20 protein-coding genes are annotated in these 17495 nt (G+C 29.5%); 18 read left to right on the forward strand and 2 right to left on the reverse strand.

Annotation, left to right across the window (positions count from 1 at the left end; translation table 11 throughout):
• Positions 1-112 precede the first annotated feature (112 nt).
• Positions 113-436, reverse strand: coding sequence for a hypothetical protein (locus tag ACIQ56_RS06105; RefSeq protein WP_397600184.1), 324 nt, complete (start codon positions 434-436; stop codon positions 113-115).
• Positions 437-473: 37 nt separating this feature from the next.
• Complete coding sequence (locus ACIQ56_RS06110) at positions 474-2645, reverse strand: DUF455 family protein (RefSeq protein WP_397600185.1); 2172 nt, start codon at positions 2643-2645, stop codon at positions 474-476.
• Positions 2646-2809: 164 nt separating this feature from the next.
• Here ACIQ56_RS06110 and ACIQ56_RS06115 point away from each other — a divergent pair, with 164 nt between their 5' ends.
• The 18 genes from ACIQ56_RS06115 (at position 2810) to ACIQ56_RS06200 (ending at position 17392) form a co-directional block, all read left to right on the forward strand.
• Positions 2810-3556 carry a flagellar basal body-associated FliL family protein gene (locus ACIQ56_RS06115; protein ID WP_397600186.1) on the forward strand — a complete coding sequence of 249 codons (747 nt, stop codon included), beginning with the start codon at positions 2810-2812 and terminating at the stop codon, positions 3554-3556.
• 4 nt (positions 3557-3560) lie between these two features.
• Positions 3561-4541, forward strand: coding sequence for a flagellar motor switch protein FliM (gene fliM, locus ACIQ56_RS06120; protein ID WP_397600187.1), 981 nt, complete (start codon positions 3561-3563; stop codon positions 4539-4541).
• A gap of 1 nt (position 4542) precedes the next feature.
• A complete protein-coding gene (gene fliN, locus ACIQ56_RS06125) occupies positions 4543-4989 on the forward strand; it encodes a flagellar motor switch protein FliN (protein ID WP_397600188.1) in 447 nt (148 codons plus the stop codon).
• A gap of 27 nt (positions 4990-5016) precedes the next feature.
• A complete protein-coding gene (locus ACIQ56_RS06130) occupies positions 5017-6027 on the forward strand; it encodes a flagellar biosynthetic protein FliO (protein ID WP_397600189.1) in 1011 nt (336 codons plus the stop codon).
• A gap of 30 nt (positions 6028-6057) precedes the next feature.
• Positions 6058-6903, forward strand: coding sequence for a flagellar type III secretion system pore protein FliP (gene fliP, locus ACIQ56_RS06135; RefSeq protein WP_397600190.1), 846 nt, complete (start codon positions 6058-6060; stop codon positions 6901-6903).
• Between the two features lie 9 nt (positions 6904-6912).
• Positions 6913-7188 (forward strand): flagellar biosynthesis protein FliQ, encoded by a 276-nt coding sequence (fliQ, locus tag ACIQ56_RS06140; RefSeq protein WP_397600191.1) that lies wholly within the window; start codon positions 6913-6915, stop codon positions 7186-7188.
• A gap of 11 nt (positions 7189-7199) precedes the next feature.
• Positions 7200-8018: a flagellar biosynthetic protein FliR gene (locus ACIQ56_RS06145; protein WP_397600192.1), complete on the forward strand. Its 819-nt coding sequence runs from the start codon at positions 7200-7202 to the stop codon at positions 8016-8018.
• Between the two features lie 18 nt (positions 8019-8036).
• Positions 8037-9122, forward strand: coding sequence for a flagellar biosynthesis protein FlhB (locus ACIQ56_RS06150; RefSeq protein WP_397600193.1), 1086 nt, complete (start codon positions 8037-8039; stop codon positions 9120-9122).
• Between the two features lie 10 nt (positions 9123-9132).
• The gene (gene flhA / locus ACIQ56_RS06155) at positions 9133-11241 is read left to right on the forward strand and encodes a flagellar biosynthesis protein FlhA (RefSeq protein WP_397600194.1); all 2109 of its coding nucleotides are present in this window, start codon (positions 9133-9135) and stop codon (positions 11239-11241) included.
• A gap of 34 nt (positions 11242-11275) precedes the next feature.
• Positions 11276-12685 carry a flagellar biosynthesis protein FlhF gene (flhF, locus tag ACIQ56_RS06160; protein ID WP_397600195.1) on the forward strand — a complete coding sequence of 470 codons (1410 nt, stop codon included), beginning with the start codon at positions 11276-11278 and terminating at the stop codon, positions 12683-12685.
• A 28-nt stretch (positions 12686-12713) separates the two neighbouring features.
• Positions 12714-13631, forward strand: a complete 918-nt coding sequence (locus ACIQ56_RS06165) for a MinD/ParA family protein (RefSeq protein ID WP_397600196.1) — start codon at positions 12714-12716, stop codon at positions 13629-13631.
• 28 nt (positions 13632-13659) lie between these two features.
• On the forward strand, positions 13660-14478 hold the full coding sequence (locus ACIQ56_RS06170) for a sigma-70 family RNA polymerase sigma factor (protein WP_397600197.1): 819 nt from the start codon (positions 13660-13662) through the stop codon (positions 14476-14478).
• A 25-nt stretch (positions 14479-14503) separates the two neighbouring features.
• On the forward strand, positions 14504-14908 hold the full coding sequence (locus ACIQ56_RS06175) for a response regulator (protein ID WP_153421696.1): 405 nt from the start codon (positions 14504-14506) through the stop codon (positions 14906-14908).
• A gap of 52 nt (positions 14909-14960) precedes the next feature.
• The gene (locus tag ACIQ56_RS06180) at positions 14961-15422 is read left to right on the forward strand and encodes a hypothetical protein (RefSeq protein ID WP_397600198.1); all 462 of its coding nucleotides are present in this window, start codon (positions 14961-14963) and stop codon (positions 15420-15422) included.
• On the forward strand, positions 15423-16031 hold the full coding sequence (locus ACIQ56_RS06185; protein ID WP_397600199.1) for a hypothetical protein: 609 nt from the start codon (positions 15423-15425) through the stop codon (positions 16029-16031). It begins immediately after the preceding gene.
• A 42-nt stretch (positions 16032-16073) separates the two neighbouring features.
• Positions 16074-16475 (forward strand): hypothetical protein, encoded by a 402-nt coding sequence (locus ACIQ56_RS06190; RefSeq protein ID WP_397600200.1) that lies wholly within the window; start codon positions 16074-16076, stop codon positions 16473-16475.
• Complete coding sequence (locus ACIQ56_RS06195) at positions 16472-16870, forward strand: hypothetical protein (RefSeq protein ID WP_397600201.1); 399 nt, start codon at positions 16472-16474, stop codon at positions 16868-16870. Before ACIQ56_RS06190 ends, ACIQ56_RS06195 begins: the two co-directional genes overlap by 4 nt.
• A 135-nt stretch (positions 16871-17005) precedes the next feature.
• Positions 17006-17392, forward strand: a complete 387-nt coding sequence (locus ACIQ56_RS06200; protein WP_397600202.1) for a type I restriction-modification system subunit M N-terminal domain-containing protein — start codon at positions 17006-17008, stop codon at positions 17390-17392.
• Positions 17393-17495: the final 103 nt, after the last annotated feature.

The following is a 17495-nucleotide window of genomic DNA, read 5'->3' on the forward strand; positions in this document are numbered from 1 at the left end:
TTCTTTCAAAAGCAACTTGCTCTGACAATTTTAAAAGTCTATTTTCCATCTCCATTTAAATCTCCTCCTCAAAAGGAGATTTAATTCTGGATTTATGCTTTGTAAAAATCACTTATTGGGAGGACATATTCCCAAAATGTTTCGTAATAATTGGAGAAATAACTTCATTTAAAAAATTATTAAAGCCATTAAAAGTGTGAATAAATGTAAATATAACTGCAATTAAAGGAACAAGGGATAGAATCGAAATGTAGGATAATTGAGCTGATTTTTCAGAGAACCTTGAATTTTTAATTATAAAAATAGCTTCTCTGAAAATAATTTCTAATTTTTTTAAAAAAATATTTTTATTTAAAATAAATAAAATTTCACGAGAATTAGGTCTTTTAAAAAGTTTTTTAGTAAAGATTTTAAGATAATTTAATAATTTTTTCAAATTAAATTCGCCAAATTGAATTTATAAAATTAACAAATCAAATTATTATCTCTAAACCTGTCTCTTTTGTAAAGTTATTCAGAACATTTTTTCCTACAATAAGAACGGTTAGTACAGAAGTAGCTAGAGAAGGATCATTTGTAAATAAAATACCCTCCCTTATAAGTGGTTTGAAATCATTTGATAGTTGAATAGGAAAATTTTCATCAATGAAGGAAGAAAATTCAGATATAGACTTAAACTTTTCATTTTTTAAGATATCAATAATCCGAATATGAGCCCAAATTGCAAAAGCTCCTGTTTGAATTCGTTTAGAAACTTCTATAGCAACTCTTCCCATAGTGTATCTAGGGTTAATTTCGGATAAATGTTTTAATCTAAAACCATATTTAGAATGAATATCTTTATATATAAAAGCATCAATTCCAAATGGCCCTTCAAATTTATAATGAATTAAATATGTTGATATTAATAAGGAAGTTTGAAGTAATATTTCTTCAATTCCACTATAAATAGAATATTTATTATACATAAATTTTGTCAATTCTTTAGAAAGGTCATCGGTTTTTTTGCCAACAAAGGTTGCTTTATATTGACCTCTTGAATCGGTTATAAATCTTGTCATACCTATAGCAACATGTTTTTTTTCTTCTGAAATTTTTGCTTGATAAGACAGGTCAACTACTTTATTAAACCAAGGTTCAATTATAATAGAATGCTGTTCCTTTAAAATTTTATGAAGCCAATTGCTTTCAGCTACCGTTAGTTGATTCGATTTTACTCTGAGCATATTTTGACCAGAGCATCCGTAAGGAGCTTTTAAAACAACAGTCTCAATTTCTTCAATGCTTAAATATTTATCTATATTTTGTAAAGCTTCATTTAAATGAAATGATACAGATGGCAGAGTGTTTTCAGTTGGGAGAATATCAATTAAATCAATAAAATTATGCTTGATTTTTTGAATTAATGTTGCTGAAAATTTTTTAGAATAAAGCTCTTTTATATTATTTTCATAAAAATTATCGTCAAAAATTTCTTTTTGAAAATTACTTTTAATAATAAGTTTATTTTTTAAATTTTTAAGAACATTGATGCTTTCTGGACTCCAACCCCATGGAGAAATATTACTAATATAGTTCTGTAAAATAATATTATCATTAATATTATTTTTTTTAAATTCAAGCCATTCGGGGATTGTATAACCGCAATCTTGTATTTTTTTTAAAAAAGATAAACTAGGTTTTTTTGAAATTAAAATAATATCATCTTTTGAAGCAAAAAATTGCATTAAGCTTGCACAATCGTTCTGTAAGTTTGCCACAGATTTTGAAGGAGTAAAACCAACTTTTTTTCTTGCAATTTCTTGTTCACATGCAGGATTAAAGTAATAGATATTTGGTGGTCGTCCTTTTGATGAGGAAAAAACAGATAATTCAGCAATAAATTGATCTGATAATCCTGCAGCTTTTCTTCCTGCCGTATCAAAAATAATACCTTTTGCTCTTGCTGGAGTTAAAGGTAAATCTAGCGCACTTGTATAGGACTTCCATTCAGAATTAGATTGATCTCTCCATCTATTAAACCAGGTTACACCATGTTTAACATGTCCAATTTCTTCTAAATAAACAGTCTCAAGAATTTCGGCAGTCTTAAAATCTTTAATTTTATACATAAGATCTCTATAAAATAAAGAATAATCCAAATTTGCTTGCTCAAAAGTCAAACTCATTTTTGTAACAAAATCCATAGGTGATTTCATTTGCGATAAACAATTCCAAAAAAAATCATTTACAGGAATCTCACCGAAAGTAACATTTAATTCTTTCATTCTTTTTAAATACAAAGACATGTGTTTTTGTTCTTCAATAATTGTCCTTGCAATTCCCATTCTAAAATTTTTTGGTGCTAGTGGGAATAATAATAAGACGAGAGCCATAATTTCCATTGCGAGAAGTTCATGATTTGCAAAAAAATGAAGAACATATCCTCTTTGTATTTCATCTTCAATTTGTTCTCTATTAGGAAACGATATTTTTTTTGAATTTAAATTTTGATTGAATTGAAGAGCTAAAGGTCTTCCAGGAGTTTTAGGTGCAATAATTTCCTTATATGGAATTTCATCAGTGAGTATTTTTGGATCCAAAAGTTTGTCACTAGATATATTTGTACCAAATAAAATTATTTCAGCAAATTCCTTTAATTCCATAACTTAAATCCTTATTAACAGGCAGATATTGCATATTCTGGAAAAGATTGCCGATAGTTTATGCGACATAAAGTACAAACCTGCTTAGTATTTTTATGGCAAACTTACATAAAGAAGGCAATAAAAAATTCACTCTTTTATAATTAAAAGTTTAGGAATTAAGTATGGCTGATAAAGAAGAAAAAAAAGAAGATGCAAAAAAAGAAGAAAAACCTAAAGATCCTAATGAGAAAGTAGAGAAAAAGAGCAGATTGGTTCTTTTTGCTGGCATTGGAGGAGTACTTCTTGTTGCTCTTGGAGTCGGTGGTTTTTTTGTTTTTAAAACGATTTCAGGAAAAAAAAATGTTCAATTAGCAGCTCAAGGAGCTACTGCTGACGCACATGCAGATGATCATGGTAAAAAAGAAGAAAAAAAAGAAGAAAAAAAAGACGATAAAAAAGATGCTCATGGTGATAAAAAGGAAGAAAAAAAAGATGATAAAAAAGATGAAAAGAAAGATGATCACGGGAAAAAAGATGAAGGAAAAAAAGACGACCCTAATAAAAAAGATGAAGGAAAAAAAGACGATCCTAATGCAAAAAAAGAAGAACCTAAGGGAACAGCAAATTTTGGTGATACTTTCACGGTTCCGAAAATGGATTTAAATTTAGGAAATTCAATTGAAAATAGATTTATAAGAATTGCAATTGCAATTGAATATAGAGGTGGAGAGAACCAAGGATTTGAACTTAAAAAAAGAGAAGCACAAATTAAAGATATTGTTATATCTTCTGTTACCAGCAAAACTCGACTCACTTTAATTTCAGAAAATGGAAAAGAAAACTTAAGAAGAGAAATTTTAAACAGAATTAATGAAGTAACAGATAGGCCTATTCAAAATGTCTATTTTACTGAATTTTTTGTGGAGTAAATAAATGGATCAGGTATTAAGTCAGAATGAAGTCGACGCCTTACTGAATGCCGTTTCTGATGGTCGTGTGGAAGGCCCGGAAGGTGGTGGGAAAGTTGATGCTTCTGGAATAGTTCATTATGATCTTGCAAATCAAGATAGAATTATTCGCGGTAGAATGCCGACTCTAGATATTATTCATGATCGTTTTATACGTCTTTTTCGAATTTCTTTATCTGCTGCTTTAAGAAAAGTAGCAAATATTGGTGTAAATAGTTCTGGGCCAATTAAATTTGGCGAATTTATGAATTCACTCCCCTTACCAAGCTGTTTAAATATTTTAAGAATTGAGCCATTAAGAGGTTCAGCGGTAATGGTAATTGAAAGTAAACTTCTATATGCACTTGTTGATAGTTTATTTGGTGGTTCTGATGTTCCTTATACAAAAATTGAAGGAAAAGATTTTACTCAAATTGAAATTAAGGTAGCAAGACGTATTGTTATGTCAGCTGTAGATGATCTTGAAAAAGCTTGGGCTCCCGTTTTTCCATTAAGAATTACTTATTCTAGAACTGAAATAAATCCACAATTTGTTGCTATTGTTCCACCAAGCGATGTCGTTATTTCAACTGCATTTGATGTTGAGCTCGAAAAAATGAGCGGTTCCATTAAATTAGTGTTTCCTTATTCTACTCTTGAACCAATTAAATCAAAATTAAGTGTTGGATTTCAAAACGAACAATTAGAGGTTGATCATATTTGGATTAATAGAATTAAAACTCAGCTAATGGGAACAAGTGTTAACTTAATTTGCAATATGGGACATTGTTGGATCAATTTACGCGATTTAATGGAATTAAATAAAGGAGATGTCCTTATATTGGATAGAGACGCTGACAAAGCGCTAGATATTGTTGTTGAAGGTATTCATAAATTTAGAGGTGTTCCAGGTATTATTAGGGGAAATAAAGCAATTAAAATAACAGAAATAATCGGAGATTATTAAAATGGCTGACTTAAATGAAGGGTTTAGACCGGAAGATTTTGGATTGGAACCTGGAGAAGAAGGTGGCGGTGGGGATGCCGCAGCAGCAGAAGAATCACCTTCACCTCCAGCTGCATCTGGTGGCGGCGGTGGTGCACCTTCAACAAAAGATGATGACACATTAAGAAACATTGATTTATCAAGAATGAAAATGGTTTTGGATGTTCCACTTAAAGTAACAGTAGAATTAGGTAGAACAAAACTTCTTGTTAATGACTTACTTCAATTAGGGCAAGGTTCTGTTATTGAGTTAGATAAAATGGCAGGCGAACCAATGGAAATATATGTAAATGATAAGCTTGTCGCAATGGGAGAAGTTGTTGTTGTTAATGAAAAATTCGGAGTTCGATTGACTGATGTCATGAGTGGAGTTGGAATGGACGAAAATCATTCAGGTGAAAGTGTTTAATATATAAAATTCATAAAGGAATTTTTTATGCTTAGTAAGTCATTGTTTTTCGGGTTGGTAAATATATTTTTTATTTTTAATTCTTCTAATGCTCAAGATAATTTAGATAATAGTGTGCCACCAATTCAATATCCTGAGAAAAAAAATGATGAAATGCAATTTAGAAAAGATATTAAAAATTCTTTTTATAAAAATGATGATATTATTTTAAATACAAATAACCAAGATAAAAATAATATCATGAACAGAAATATAAAAGAAACAAATAAAGAATCTTCAAGTGACATAAATAATCAAACATCATTTGAAGAATTAATGGGACAAAGTATATCTAAGAAAAAACCAGAAAATAAAAAGACACTAAATATAAGCAATAAAGAAATGGAAGCACAAGGAAGGCCTTCTGAGCTTTGGAAAGTTTTTTTAATTTCAACTATTTTTGTCTCAATTATTGGATTTTTAGGATATATATTAACAAAATTCAGAAAAAGAGGAATGTTTTCTATTTCTAAGTCAGAAAAAATGATGGATATCATTTCGACATTATCAATTTCTCCAAAAAGGCAAGTCATGATATTGCGAATTCGTGATCAAGAAATTGTGGTTTCAAATACGGAGACTGGGATCAATTTTTTGACAGAAATAAGTGGAGGTTATTCAAATAAAAATCTTCAGGAAAAAAAACAATTACAAATTAGCGACAAATTTTTAATGCCTAAAAATGAAAAATCTATTTTAGACAAAGTTGAGCATCAAAATTCATCATCAGAAAAGAATGTTGAAAAAAAATCGGATATTTTATTAAAAGCGTTAAAAAGTATTAATTCTAATAATTTAAATCAAAAGAAGAATAACAATTCGGAACCAAATTCATCTTCTACTCAAAATAAATCTGAAGGTTTTCCTAAGTATTTAGCGAATCAATTTGAAAATGAGAGTAAGAAAGAAATTAAAAAGAAAGAAGATGATGGAGATAGTGTTGAAAATGTAACTAATTTAATAAGAGAAAAACTTCGTTCCATGAAACCACTTAACTAATTTTCGTAACTCTTATTAACAGGAGATGGTATGAGAAGTCTTTTCTTTCTGAAAATAATACTCATATCAATTTTATTTATTAGCATAAATGCTTTTGCTCAAAAAGAAAATGCAAACGTTCAAAATAGTCCTAATAAAATAGATAAAAACTGGCAAAAAGAAAATGCAAACACACAAAATAAAATAAATTTAAATCAAAATCAAATGCCCATTTTTTCAGTAAATATTGCAAATGGAGAAAATCAAGATGATTTTGTCCCTGCATTAAAAGTTTTAGCTATATTAACTTTATTAACATTTGGACCAGCTATTTTACTATTAATGAGCTCTTTTACAAGAATACTCATTGTACTTTCTTTTCTTAGGCAGGCATTGGGAACTCCTACTATGCCGCCAAATCAAATTTTAATAGCTCTTTCTTTATTTCTTACTTATTTTGTAATGTCACCTACAATAACGAAAATTTATGATTCTGCTATTGTTCCCTATATGCAGAAAGATATTACAACTCAACAAGCATTAGATGCAGGACAAAAACCTTTACATGATTTTATGATGCTTCAAGTTAAAACAGATGATTTAAAATTATTTTACCAAATGAGTAAATTAGATAGGCCTTCTACTAAAGAAGATGTTCCTATGAGAATATTAGTTCCTTCTTTTGTTATAAGTGAATTAAAAACAGCATTTCAAATAGGTTTTTTAGTTTATTTACCATTTATTGTTATAGATTTGATTGTAAGTAGCGTTTTAATGGCGATGGGTATGATGATGTTACCTCCTACAGTAGTAAGTTTGCCCTTAAAACTTATTTTATTTGTTGTAGTAGATGGATGGAGTTTATTAGCTGGTTCACTAATAAAAAGTTTTAATTAAGGAAAAATTATGACAAATCAACAGGTAGTTGATGTAATTTTATCAGTTTTATACATAACAGTTGAAGTTTCATTACCTTTACTAGGTGTAGCAATGATTATTGGTTTATTAGTTAGTATTTTTCAAGCAGCAACTCAAATTAATGAATCAACACTCAGTTTTTTACCAAAAATTGCAGCAATGATTCTTGTTTTAGTTGTTTTATCTCCATGGATGTTAAGAAAGTTAAATGATTATACTCATAGAGTTTATGATAAAATCCCTGAATACGCTAGACAAAAGTAACGGAATAAAAAATGGATATTCTATCAGTTATTCAATTAGATCCTAAGACTTGGCCTTTAGCAGTAATGGCTTTTTTAAGAATAACTACGATGTTTTTTTTCTTACCTATTTTTGGGGAACAAGCGGTTCCAACAAGATTGAGAATTGTTTTAGGTTTAGCCTTTACTTTTTTTGTTTATCCTATTGTTTCTGAAAGAATATTTCAAAGTGAAATGCTTTTGCAATGGAGTGGCTTAACTTTAATTTTAGCATCATTAAGAGAAGTTTTTTTTGGGTTTGCCGTTGGTTATTCTGCAAAATTAGTAATAGCAGCTGTATCAATTGCGGCGCATACAGTGGGAATAAATATGGGATTTCAAGTGGCTTCTATGTTTAGCCCAGGTGCAAGTGAGCATGAATCTTCTTTTGCAGTTATGAAGAACTGGTTTGCTATTATTTTAATTTTAACTTTAAATATTCATCATGTATTTATTGAAGGGTTATATAAATCATTTCTTATTGTGCCAATTGGACCTACTGCAAATGCTTCTGCTTTGGCAAAAGTAGCATTAAATATTGCTCATGAAGCTTTTGTTTTAGGGCTAAGGCTTGCTGCTCCACTAATGTCTGTTCAAATTTTAATAAATATTTCTTTAGGATTATTAAATAGAGCGTTACCTTCTTTAAATGTATTTATTATTAGTTTTCCCATAAGTTTTATTATTGCAATGGTTGTTTTATTTTTAACAATTACATCATATTTAAGCGTATTAGGAAATTATGGAATGCAAAAAGAAGTCGCCTGGTTTGAGTCTATGCGTAGAGTATTTGTGCCAACGAATTCTCCATAAATAGTGAGTTAGGAAATAATGGAAAATAGAGAAGATAAAGATTTTCAAGACAAAACAGAAGATGCAACAGAAGAAAAGCGTTCTCAATTTAGAGAAGAAGGAAATATTGCAAATCCAAGAGAAGTTGTCGCTTGTGTTACCTTGATTATATTTACAACATATTTTTATTATTCTATAAATGATCTTTTAAGTTGTTTTAGATTAGTTTTTCAAAGATCATGGCAAGGATTTCCTGCATACTTTGTGGATTATTCAAGTTTAGTTAAAGTTGTTTATTATTCTATAACTCCAGTTTTGCCACACTTATTGTTTATTATTTTCATATGTTCCGTTTTTCCATCGCTCTTTGGGTTATTAATCACTCGTTTTAATTGGTCTTGGAAAAAAATTATTTTTGACATAAATAGAATAAATCCAATTTCAGGTTTTAGCAGGTTATTTAGTTCATCTTTTATTTTTGAAACATTAAAAATATTATTTAAATGTACTATATTAACAATTTTAATTTATTTTATTTTAAAATCAGAAATTTCAAATTCGAGTGAAGACTATTTTTTTAATAACATTGATTTTATGAAAGAACTAGGAAAATCTATATTTCATTTATTATATATTATGTGTATAGCAGGCGTTTTTATTGGAGTATCTGATTTCTCATATAATTTCTGGAAAATAAATAATGATATGAAAATGACGAAACAAGAGTTAAAAGATGAAGTAAAAAAACATGAAGGTGATCCTCTTTTAAAATCACAAAGAAAAAGAATGGCAAGAGATCTTGTCATGAGAAAAAGTTTAAAAGATGTTCCTAAAGCAACTTTCGTTTTAACAAATCCAGAGCATTTTTCTGTTGCCATACGTTATATTAAAGGAATGCATGCACCAATTGTTGTTGCTAAAGGACAAGATCTAATTGCTTTTAAAATAAGAGAAATTGCAAAACAAAATGATATAATGATTGTAGAAAATAAACCATTAGCAAGAACTCTTTATAAAACTGTAAAAGTGGGTCAAGAAGTTCCACAGACACTTTATCAATCAATCATAGAAGTAATTAAATATATTTATCAAATGCGTGGGAAAAAATATTTTGAGAGATTTTGAGGAATAAATTATGGCTAAAGCCCAGACATCAATGTCTGATAGCGGAATAATAAAATCACCAGGTTTTTTATCTAGAAGTCCAGATATCGTAATGGCAGGTATTATCATCGGAACCATTTTAATGATGATTTTTCCTTTGCCATCCTTCTTTATAGATTTTTTATTGGCAATAAGTATTTCAATTGCTCTCATTATTTTAATGGTTAGCATTTATATTACCAAGCCATTAGAGTTTGGTGTATTTCCTACATTGTTACTTATTTCGACATTATTTCGATTATCTCTCAATGTAGCGACAACAAGAAATATTCTTTTACATGGGGCGGATGGAGATGTTGCAAATCTTGTCGTAGCTTTTGGAAAAGTTGTTGTTGGGGGCAACTTTGTTGTCGGTTTTGTCATATTTGTAATTTTAATGGTGATTAATTTTATTGTAATTACAAAAGGTGCTGGACGCGTTGCTGAAGTTGCTGCGCGATTTACTTTGGATGCAATGCCAGGAAAACAAATGGCAATTGATGCTGAATTAAATGCAGGCCATATTAATGCAGATGAAGCAAAAAAAAGAAGAAAAGCAGTTGAAAAAGAAGCTGATTTTTATGGTGCCATGGATGGTGCAAGTAAATTTGTTCGCGGTGATGCGATTGCTGGAATAATTATAACAATTGTAAATATAATTGTTGGTTTTGCTATTGGTGTTTTAATGCATAGTTTAAGTCCATCGGAATCAGCATCTATATTTACATTATTTGCTGTTGGAGATGGATTAATTAGTGCAATTCCAGCTCTTATGATTTCTACTGCTGCGGGTATTATCGTAACAAGAGCAACAAGTGAAGGAAATTTAGGTGCTGAGGTTTTAAATCAAATTCGGATTCACCCGAAAGCATTTTATATTGCAGCAGGTTTGATTTTTTTCTTGGCTATTATTCCTGGGTTTCCAAAAATTCCTTTCTTTATTTTGTCATCATTATTAGTTTTTCTTGGAAGAATGTCATCTCAATGGATTTCTAATAGAAAACAAGTTGATGAAAGTTTAAAAGATGCAGATGAACGTAAAAAAGATGAGAAAGAAAATAATAGTTTAGATAATTTAATGAAAATAGATATGCTTGCAATTGAAGTTGGGCATGGTTTAGTTCCCTTAATTGATCCTGCGCAAGATGGTGAAATAGTAGATCGTATTCAAGGAATTCGAAAACAATTTGCACAAGAAATGGGAATTATTATTCCACAAGTTCAATTGCGAGACAATTTACAATTAGAGCCTGGTGGATTTCAAATATTATTAAAAGGTAACAAAATAGCTTCAGGAAATTTAATGGTGGATTACTTTTTAGCTATGGATCCAGGTGGTGTTGAATTGCCTATTGCAGGAGAGATCACAAAAGATCCTGTTTATGGTCTTCCTGCTATTTGGGTTCATAAGAGAGATAAAGATGAAGCCGTATTTAGGGGATATACTGTTGTAAATTGTTCCACTGTAATTGCAACTAACATTACTAAAGTATTAAAGGAACATGCTGCTGAACTAATTACAAGACAAGATATGCAGTATGTTATTGATAAACTCAAAGAGTCAAATCCTAAAGTAGTAGACGAAGTTATGCAATCTGATCGATTATCTTTAGGAGAAGTTGTTAAGATCATGCAAAACCTGCTTCGTGAAGATGTGTCGGTTAGAGACATTCTTTCCCTATTTGAGTGCATAGCAGATCACTGTAGAATAATTAAAAATCCTGATGTTCTTTCTGAAATGTGTCGTAAGAGTTTAGGAAGAAATATTATACAAAAGTATATGAATGAAAAGGATGAAATTGTGGTTGTTACTTTTGATAGATTAATTGAAGATATTTTATCTGGTGGTTTAGTAACAACTGAGAATGGAACAAGTTACTTAAATTTAGATGCAAAAAATGCTCAAGATATATTGCAAAAATTATTAAGAGGAATTCAAATTTTTGATAAAGAAGGAACACAACCCATTTTATTAATAAGTGCAAGAATGAGACAAGCATTTCAAAAACTTGTTTCAAGATATATTCCACAGTTGGTAGTATTATCTTTTGATGAAATACCTCATGATGTAAATATTAAAAATTTAGAATTAATTACTTAAGTTGTATTGAATAATTGTTTTTGAAGGATCTAAAATGGAAATTAGAAGATTTGAATCATTTTCCTTACAGGACGCTATAAAACTTGTGAAACTTGAACTTGGAAGAGATGCTGTCATTCTTTCTACAAAAGAAAAAGAGGTATATTCAGAAGAATTAGAAAAAAATTGTAGAATTTATGAAGTAACAGCAACGCTAAGTGCAACAATGCATGGTAAAGTAATAAATCCAAAATCGGCAGCAAATCTTCCGAAAGTCGATTTTCCAAAAATAAAATCAAAAAATGAAACAACAGTAGTTAAAGGTAATCCAGGTAAATATAGAAATTCTTTAATAACTCCAACTTTATCAAATTTAAATCCAGAAACGAGAAATATGGCTCGTTCTTTAGCAAATGCTTTAAATAAAGAACCAGCTAAAGATCGTTTACTTGCAAAAGAAGTTGTTAAAAATAATTCTTATCATGATTCACAAGATTCTTCAGCAGAAGATATGAATATGTTAAAGTCAGAAATTACAAAAGTAAGGAGAGAGATAGAATCATTACCGCAAATGGATATCACGGAACAAATGCAAGAGATAAAAGTTTTACTGCATGATATCATGAGAGAAAAATACAAACAATCATCAGAAAGTGCGAATTCTAATATTACGGATATTGGAATAAGACTTAGAAGTGCTGGTGTTTCAGAAGGATTTATAAATCAACTTACTACATGGCTTATTAGTTTAGATGATCCTAAAACTAAAGAAGAGCTCATAAATTCATCAGAAAAGACCAAAGATTTTTATTTAAGTTCTGCAATTAAATTTATTTTTAAATATTTAAAAGTAACAGGTCCATTTAGAATAGATCAAAACAGAAAAAAAGTAATTTGTTTTGTTGGTCCTACAGGGGTAGGTAAAACAACAACTTTAGCAAAAGTTGCAGCCAAGTTAAAAATAAATGATGGAAAATCTGTCGAAATGATTTCAATGGATTCTTTTCGAATTGCCGCTTCAGATCAATTAAGAGTCTATTCTAAAATTTTAGATTGCCCTTTTGCAGATGTTTCTGATAAAAATGAATTATTAAATTATATAACAAAACACAATAATTATGATTATATTTTAATTGATACAGCAGGCAGAAGCGCTCGCTTTTCTGATCAAATGGAATCTTTAAAAAGATTATCAGAAGCTCCTTTACCGATAGAATTTCATTTAGTTCTTTCTTGCACAATGAAACAAAGAGATATTGATGAAACAATTAGAGGATTTAAATTTTTATCTCCTTCAAGTTTGATTTTCACAAAGCTAGATGAATCATGGGCTTTTGGCGAAATATTAAATAGCAGCATTCAAAATAAAATTCCTTTAAGTTACTTTACTACAGGGCAGAGAGTACCGGAAGATATTGAAATAGCATCTAAAGAAAGAGTTGTTGAAAGACTTTTAAAACTCTAAATAATTTATATTATTTTTGGGGGATAATGTGTTTGATCAAGCCTCAAGTTTAAGAGAATTAATGAGAAATGTGCAAAAAGATAATACTTTATTAGCACCAAATATAAAGTTTCAACCTAAAATACCAACTGTTCTTGCTATTTCTGGTGGTAAAGGTGGTGTTGGAAAAACTTTGACCACGGCAAATCTAGGGCTATGCATGGCTCGAATGGGAATGAGAACATTACTAATTGATGGAGATTTTGGTCTAGCAAATTTAGATGTAGTTTTAAATTTAAGACCTCAATTTACATTAGATGATGTTCTTTGTGGAGAAAGACATCTTAAAGATATTATTATGACAGGGGCAGAAGGTGTAAGAATTATTCCTTCTTCTAGTGGGGTTATGAGGGTTCCAGAATTAGATAAATTGCAAAAACTAATGCTGTTAGATCAAATAGAATCCTTAGATGAAGAGTTTGATGTTGTATTAATAGATACTCCAGCAGGAGTTTCTAAAAACGTTCAATATTGGACATCGTCATCTGCTGAAGTCATTATGGTGGTAACACCAGAGCCAACAAGTTTAGCAGATTGTTATGCGAGTATTAAAATTCTCTCTCAAACAACAGCCGAAAATTCATTTAAACTGATTGTAAATATGGCTAAAAATGATGTAGAAGCAAAAAAAATATACGATAAAATATCAACTCTTTCAGATGAATATTTACAGGTTAGAGTAGAATATCTTGGATATATCCCTTTTGATGAATCCGTAAGAAATTCTGTTAGAGAAAGGACTCCTTATGTTCAAAGATATCCTTTTTCAGCTGCATCCCAAGGATTAAGAGATATTTCAAGACAGATTATTACACAAGGAACTGTCGGGCAACTTAAAGGAACAATGCAGTTTTTTTGGAGAAAAATGGTTGCTGCGAATTCACCAGATATCATTGGATATAAATAAATCTATTTTATGATTTGTTGGAGGAACAATGGGATTTTCAGGCGCTGCACAAAAAAAATTAGTATTAGATGATTCTGATGCAAAGCAGAAGCAAAAGAGAGTTCCACAAAACCAAACAAGAGCTGTTCCTTTAACGAGCGATCCTATGAGGAATCAAATCATAATGGATTATGCTCCTTTAATTAAATATATTGCACAAAAAATTGCAGCAAGATTGCCTTCAAATATTGATTTAGACGATTTATTTTCTGCTGGTGTTATAGGATTAATGGATGCCATTGATAAGTATGATCCAAGTAGAGATAATAAATTTAAAACATATGCAGAATTTCGTGTCCGTGGGGCTATGCTAGATGAGTTAAGAAATCAAGACTGGGTTCCAAGAAGTGTACGAGAAAGTAACAAAAAAGAAGATAAAGCAAAACTAGAATTAGAACATAAATTTGGAAGACCAGCTACGGAAAGAGAGGTCGCTAATTTTTTAGAAGTACCTATAGAAGAATACCAAGAGCGTATGGGACGAACTCGTGTTTCGATGATGAGTTTAGAAGAATTGGGAGAAACTCATTCAAGTGACAAAAAATCTCTACTTGATTGCTTAGAGAATCCAAATTCAAAAAACCCTTTTATGCAGTTGAAAAATAAGGGAGTCCGCGATATTATTATGAAAACAGTTGAAGAATTGCCAGAGAAACAAAAATTAGTTTTGAGTCTTTATTATTATGAAGACTTAAATTTAAAAGAAATTGGCCGAATATTAGATGTAACAGAATCCCGAGTTTCTCAGCTTCATACTCAGGCTGTGCAGAAAATGAAGTTAAAGTTGAGGCATCTTTTGCAAGAATAGTGTTTAGTTATGAAGGAGTTTTTCAATGGGAAAGTATAAACCTATAAACAAAGATTCTCTTATTTTAGTTGTGGATGACTTTCCAACTATGAGAAAAATTGTAAAAAGTGTTCTTAAGCAACTAGGTTATCAAAATATTGTTGAGGCAGAAGATGGGCAACTTGCTTTAAATACTCTAGCGATAAATCCTGCTATTGAGTTTATTGTTAGTGACTGGAATATGCCAAATATGACGGGTATTGAGCTTTTAAAAACGGTTAGAGCTCATAAGGACGAACGTATCAAAGGGCTTCCATTTCTTATGGTAACAGCCGAAGCAGATAAAGATAACATTGTGGAAGCTGTAAAAAGTGGTGTCAGTAATTATATAGTGAAACCATTTAATGCAGCGACGATGAAAGAAAAAATTGATAAAATATTTGTAAAGTAACTAAACTGAATTTTGATTCTTTTTATCATATCTAAATGGGGTCTTCCAAATTATGCAAAAAAACCTCACGATTGATGATATTGAGGAAATTAGTCAAGCCGGCGCGAGTGCTGTTCCTTTACCTACTCCTTTTGATTTAAAGCTAATCACAAAAAAAATTCCAATCAGATATTGTGAATATAAAATTTCAAATTTAGCAGATAAAATGTTTATTTCTGAAAGTATTGGAATATCATCAAAAGGAATTCTTTTTCAATCTTTATCCGAATTTAAAAAAGGTACTCTATTACGAATTTGGGTTGAAATTCCGGATTATTGGTCAAGAAAATCAAGAGTAGTTGAATATAAGCACACAGAAGCTCCAACATTTTTTCAAGTTTTGTCACGGGTATTAAGTTCTGAAGAAATTTTAAAAAGAGGAACAAAGTTTCAAATACTTTGTGAAAATCTTACTTTGGATTCAGTGGATGAAACTATATTAGAGGATTATTTAAATAGCAATGGAGTAAAATAAATGAACTACATTGCATTGCTTTTATGCATAGGTTTTGTTCTTTTTATCTTTCAAACACTGTTCTTTTTTTTATGCTTAAAATGGTTAAAAAGTGGCAAGACAAAACGAGATAAAGAATTTGCCATTCTTGATGCAGAACGAGGGCAATTGATAGAAATACAATCCGCATTAACTCATGAAGTAAGCCAAGCAAAAAAACTAGCAAGCGAAACCCTAAATAAACTTATGGTTATTGGGTCAGAAGCTCATGCAGAATGGGAAGATGTAACAAAAAAAATAAATAGTGTTTTAATAGAAGTAGATAAACACTCTGAAATTATTCTTGAAGCAAATATTTCTAATTTAAATATGAGAAGTATGGCTCTCGAAAAAATTATGAAAGATGCAGAAATTTTAAATGAAAAATTACTCATTTCATCTAAAAAAGCTCACAAAATATTAAAATTATTTGATTCTTCTGTTCCTCCTGAAGAAATTTTTAAAGAAATTCAAAATGAAAAATATTTAGATGCTAAAAAATTACTACTTGAAGGTGTCGAAGCTAGTGAAGTTGTAAAAAGATTAGGTATGAGCATGACAGAGGTTTTATTGCTCTCATCATATATTTGATAAAAAACAGATTCTATTATTATATTTATGGGATTTAATATTATGATTTTTATTTCTTTATTTAAGAAGATAATAATATTATATTTACTACAATTATCATTAATTGTTTATGCCGAAAACAAAGAAATAAAATTAGTTACATTAGAATGGGAGCCATATGTAGGATCAAATTTAAAGAAACAAGGATTTATATCAGAATTAATACGTTCTGCTTTAAAGAAAGAAGGATATACTTTAAAGCTAGAATTTATGCCCTGGGCAAGGGCTTTAGATCAGGCAGAAAAGTCCGTAGATGGGATTGATGGAATTATGCCAAAATATTATGACAAATCTATTTTAGATAAATTCATTTATTCAGACTCTTTTTTTGAAAGTACGGATGGATTTTATATAAAAAAAGCGATAAAAGTAAAATTAATTATAAATTTTATAAAAATGATTTGAATAAAACTTATGATCTTCTTAAAATTTTTAAATTTGGAATTTGTCGTGGCTATAAAAATGAAGAAATTTTTGATACTAGAAATGATTTAGTTAAAATTGATGCTACATCTGATAAGTTAAACTTATTAAATTTAGCGCTAGGAAAAGTTGATCTCGTTTTCACAGATAAAAATGTAGCGAAATTTCATATCAGAAATAATCAAACACTTGTTGATAATTTAAAAAATCTAGAATTTCTTGAACCTGAGATAACAAGACATAAATTATTTATTGCATTTTCTAAAAAATCAAAAAATTTTGACCTAAAAGTAAATGCTTTTAATAAAGGTTTAAAATCCATTTTTAAAGAAGGTAAAATAAAAATTCTAAAAAAAGATTTCGATGATTTTAAATAATAATTCCTATTTAATCTGATTTTGTTCAATTTATAATAAAATAACAATAAATGACTTTATAGATGCAAAAATGAATTCTATTTGCTATAAAAAAATGGGTATCAATAAAATGGGTGCTATGTTTAAAGGTAAAATATGAATAAAGTTATTCAAGATGAAATAAATACTATTTTATGGAATGCTTGCGATACATTTCGTGGGGTTGTTGATGCGGGCGAGTATAAAAACTATGTTTTAACAATGCTATTTATAAAATATATATCTGATACCTATGATGAAAAATATGATGAATATAAAAAACAATTTGCTGGGAATGAATTAAAAATAAAAAATGCCTTGGAAAAAGAAAAATTTATTTTACCAAAAGGTTGTCATTTTAAAGATATATATAAGCAAAAAGAAGAAAAAAATATTGGTGAAATTATAGATATCGCTCTTAATAAAATTGAAATAGCAAACAAAGAAAAATTAGAAAATGTTTTTAGAAATATAAGTTTTAGTGATCCTCCCCTAAGAAAGTAGACACCCAGATCCGAAAAAAACTTATAGGAAAGAGGTGTTGAAATGGTGTTAACCAAAAGAAGGTATACAAGCGAATTCAAGCAAGGGGCGATTGAGCTTACAA

The sequence above is a fragment of the Silvanigrella sp. genome (assembly GCF_044369315.1).
Taxonomy (GTDB): domain Bacteria; phylum Bdellovibrionota_B; class Oligoflexia; order Silvanigrellales; family Silvanigrellaceae; genus Silvanigrella.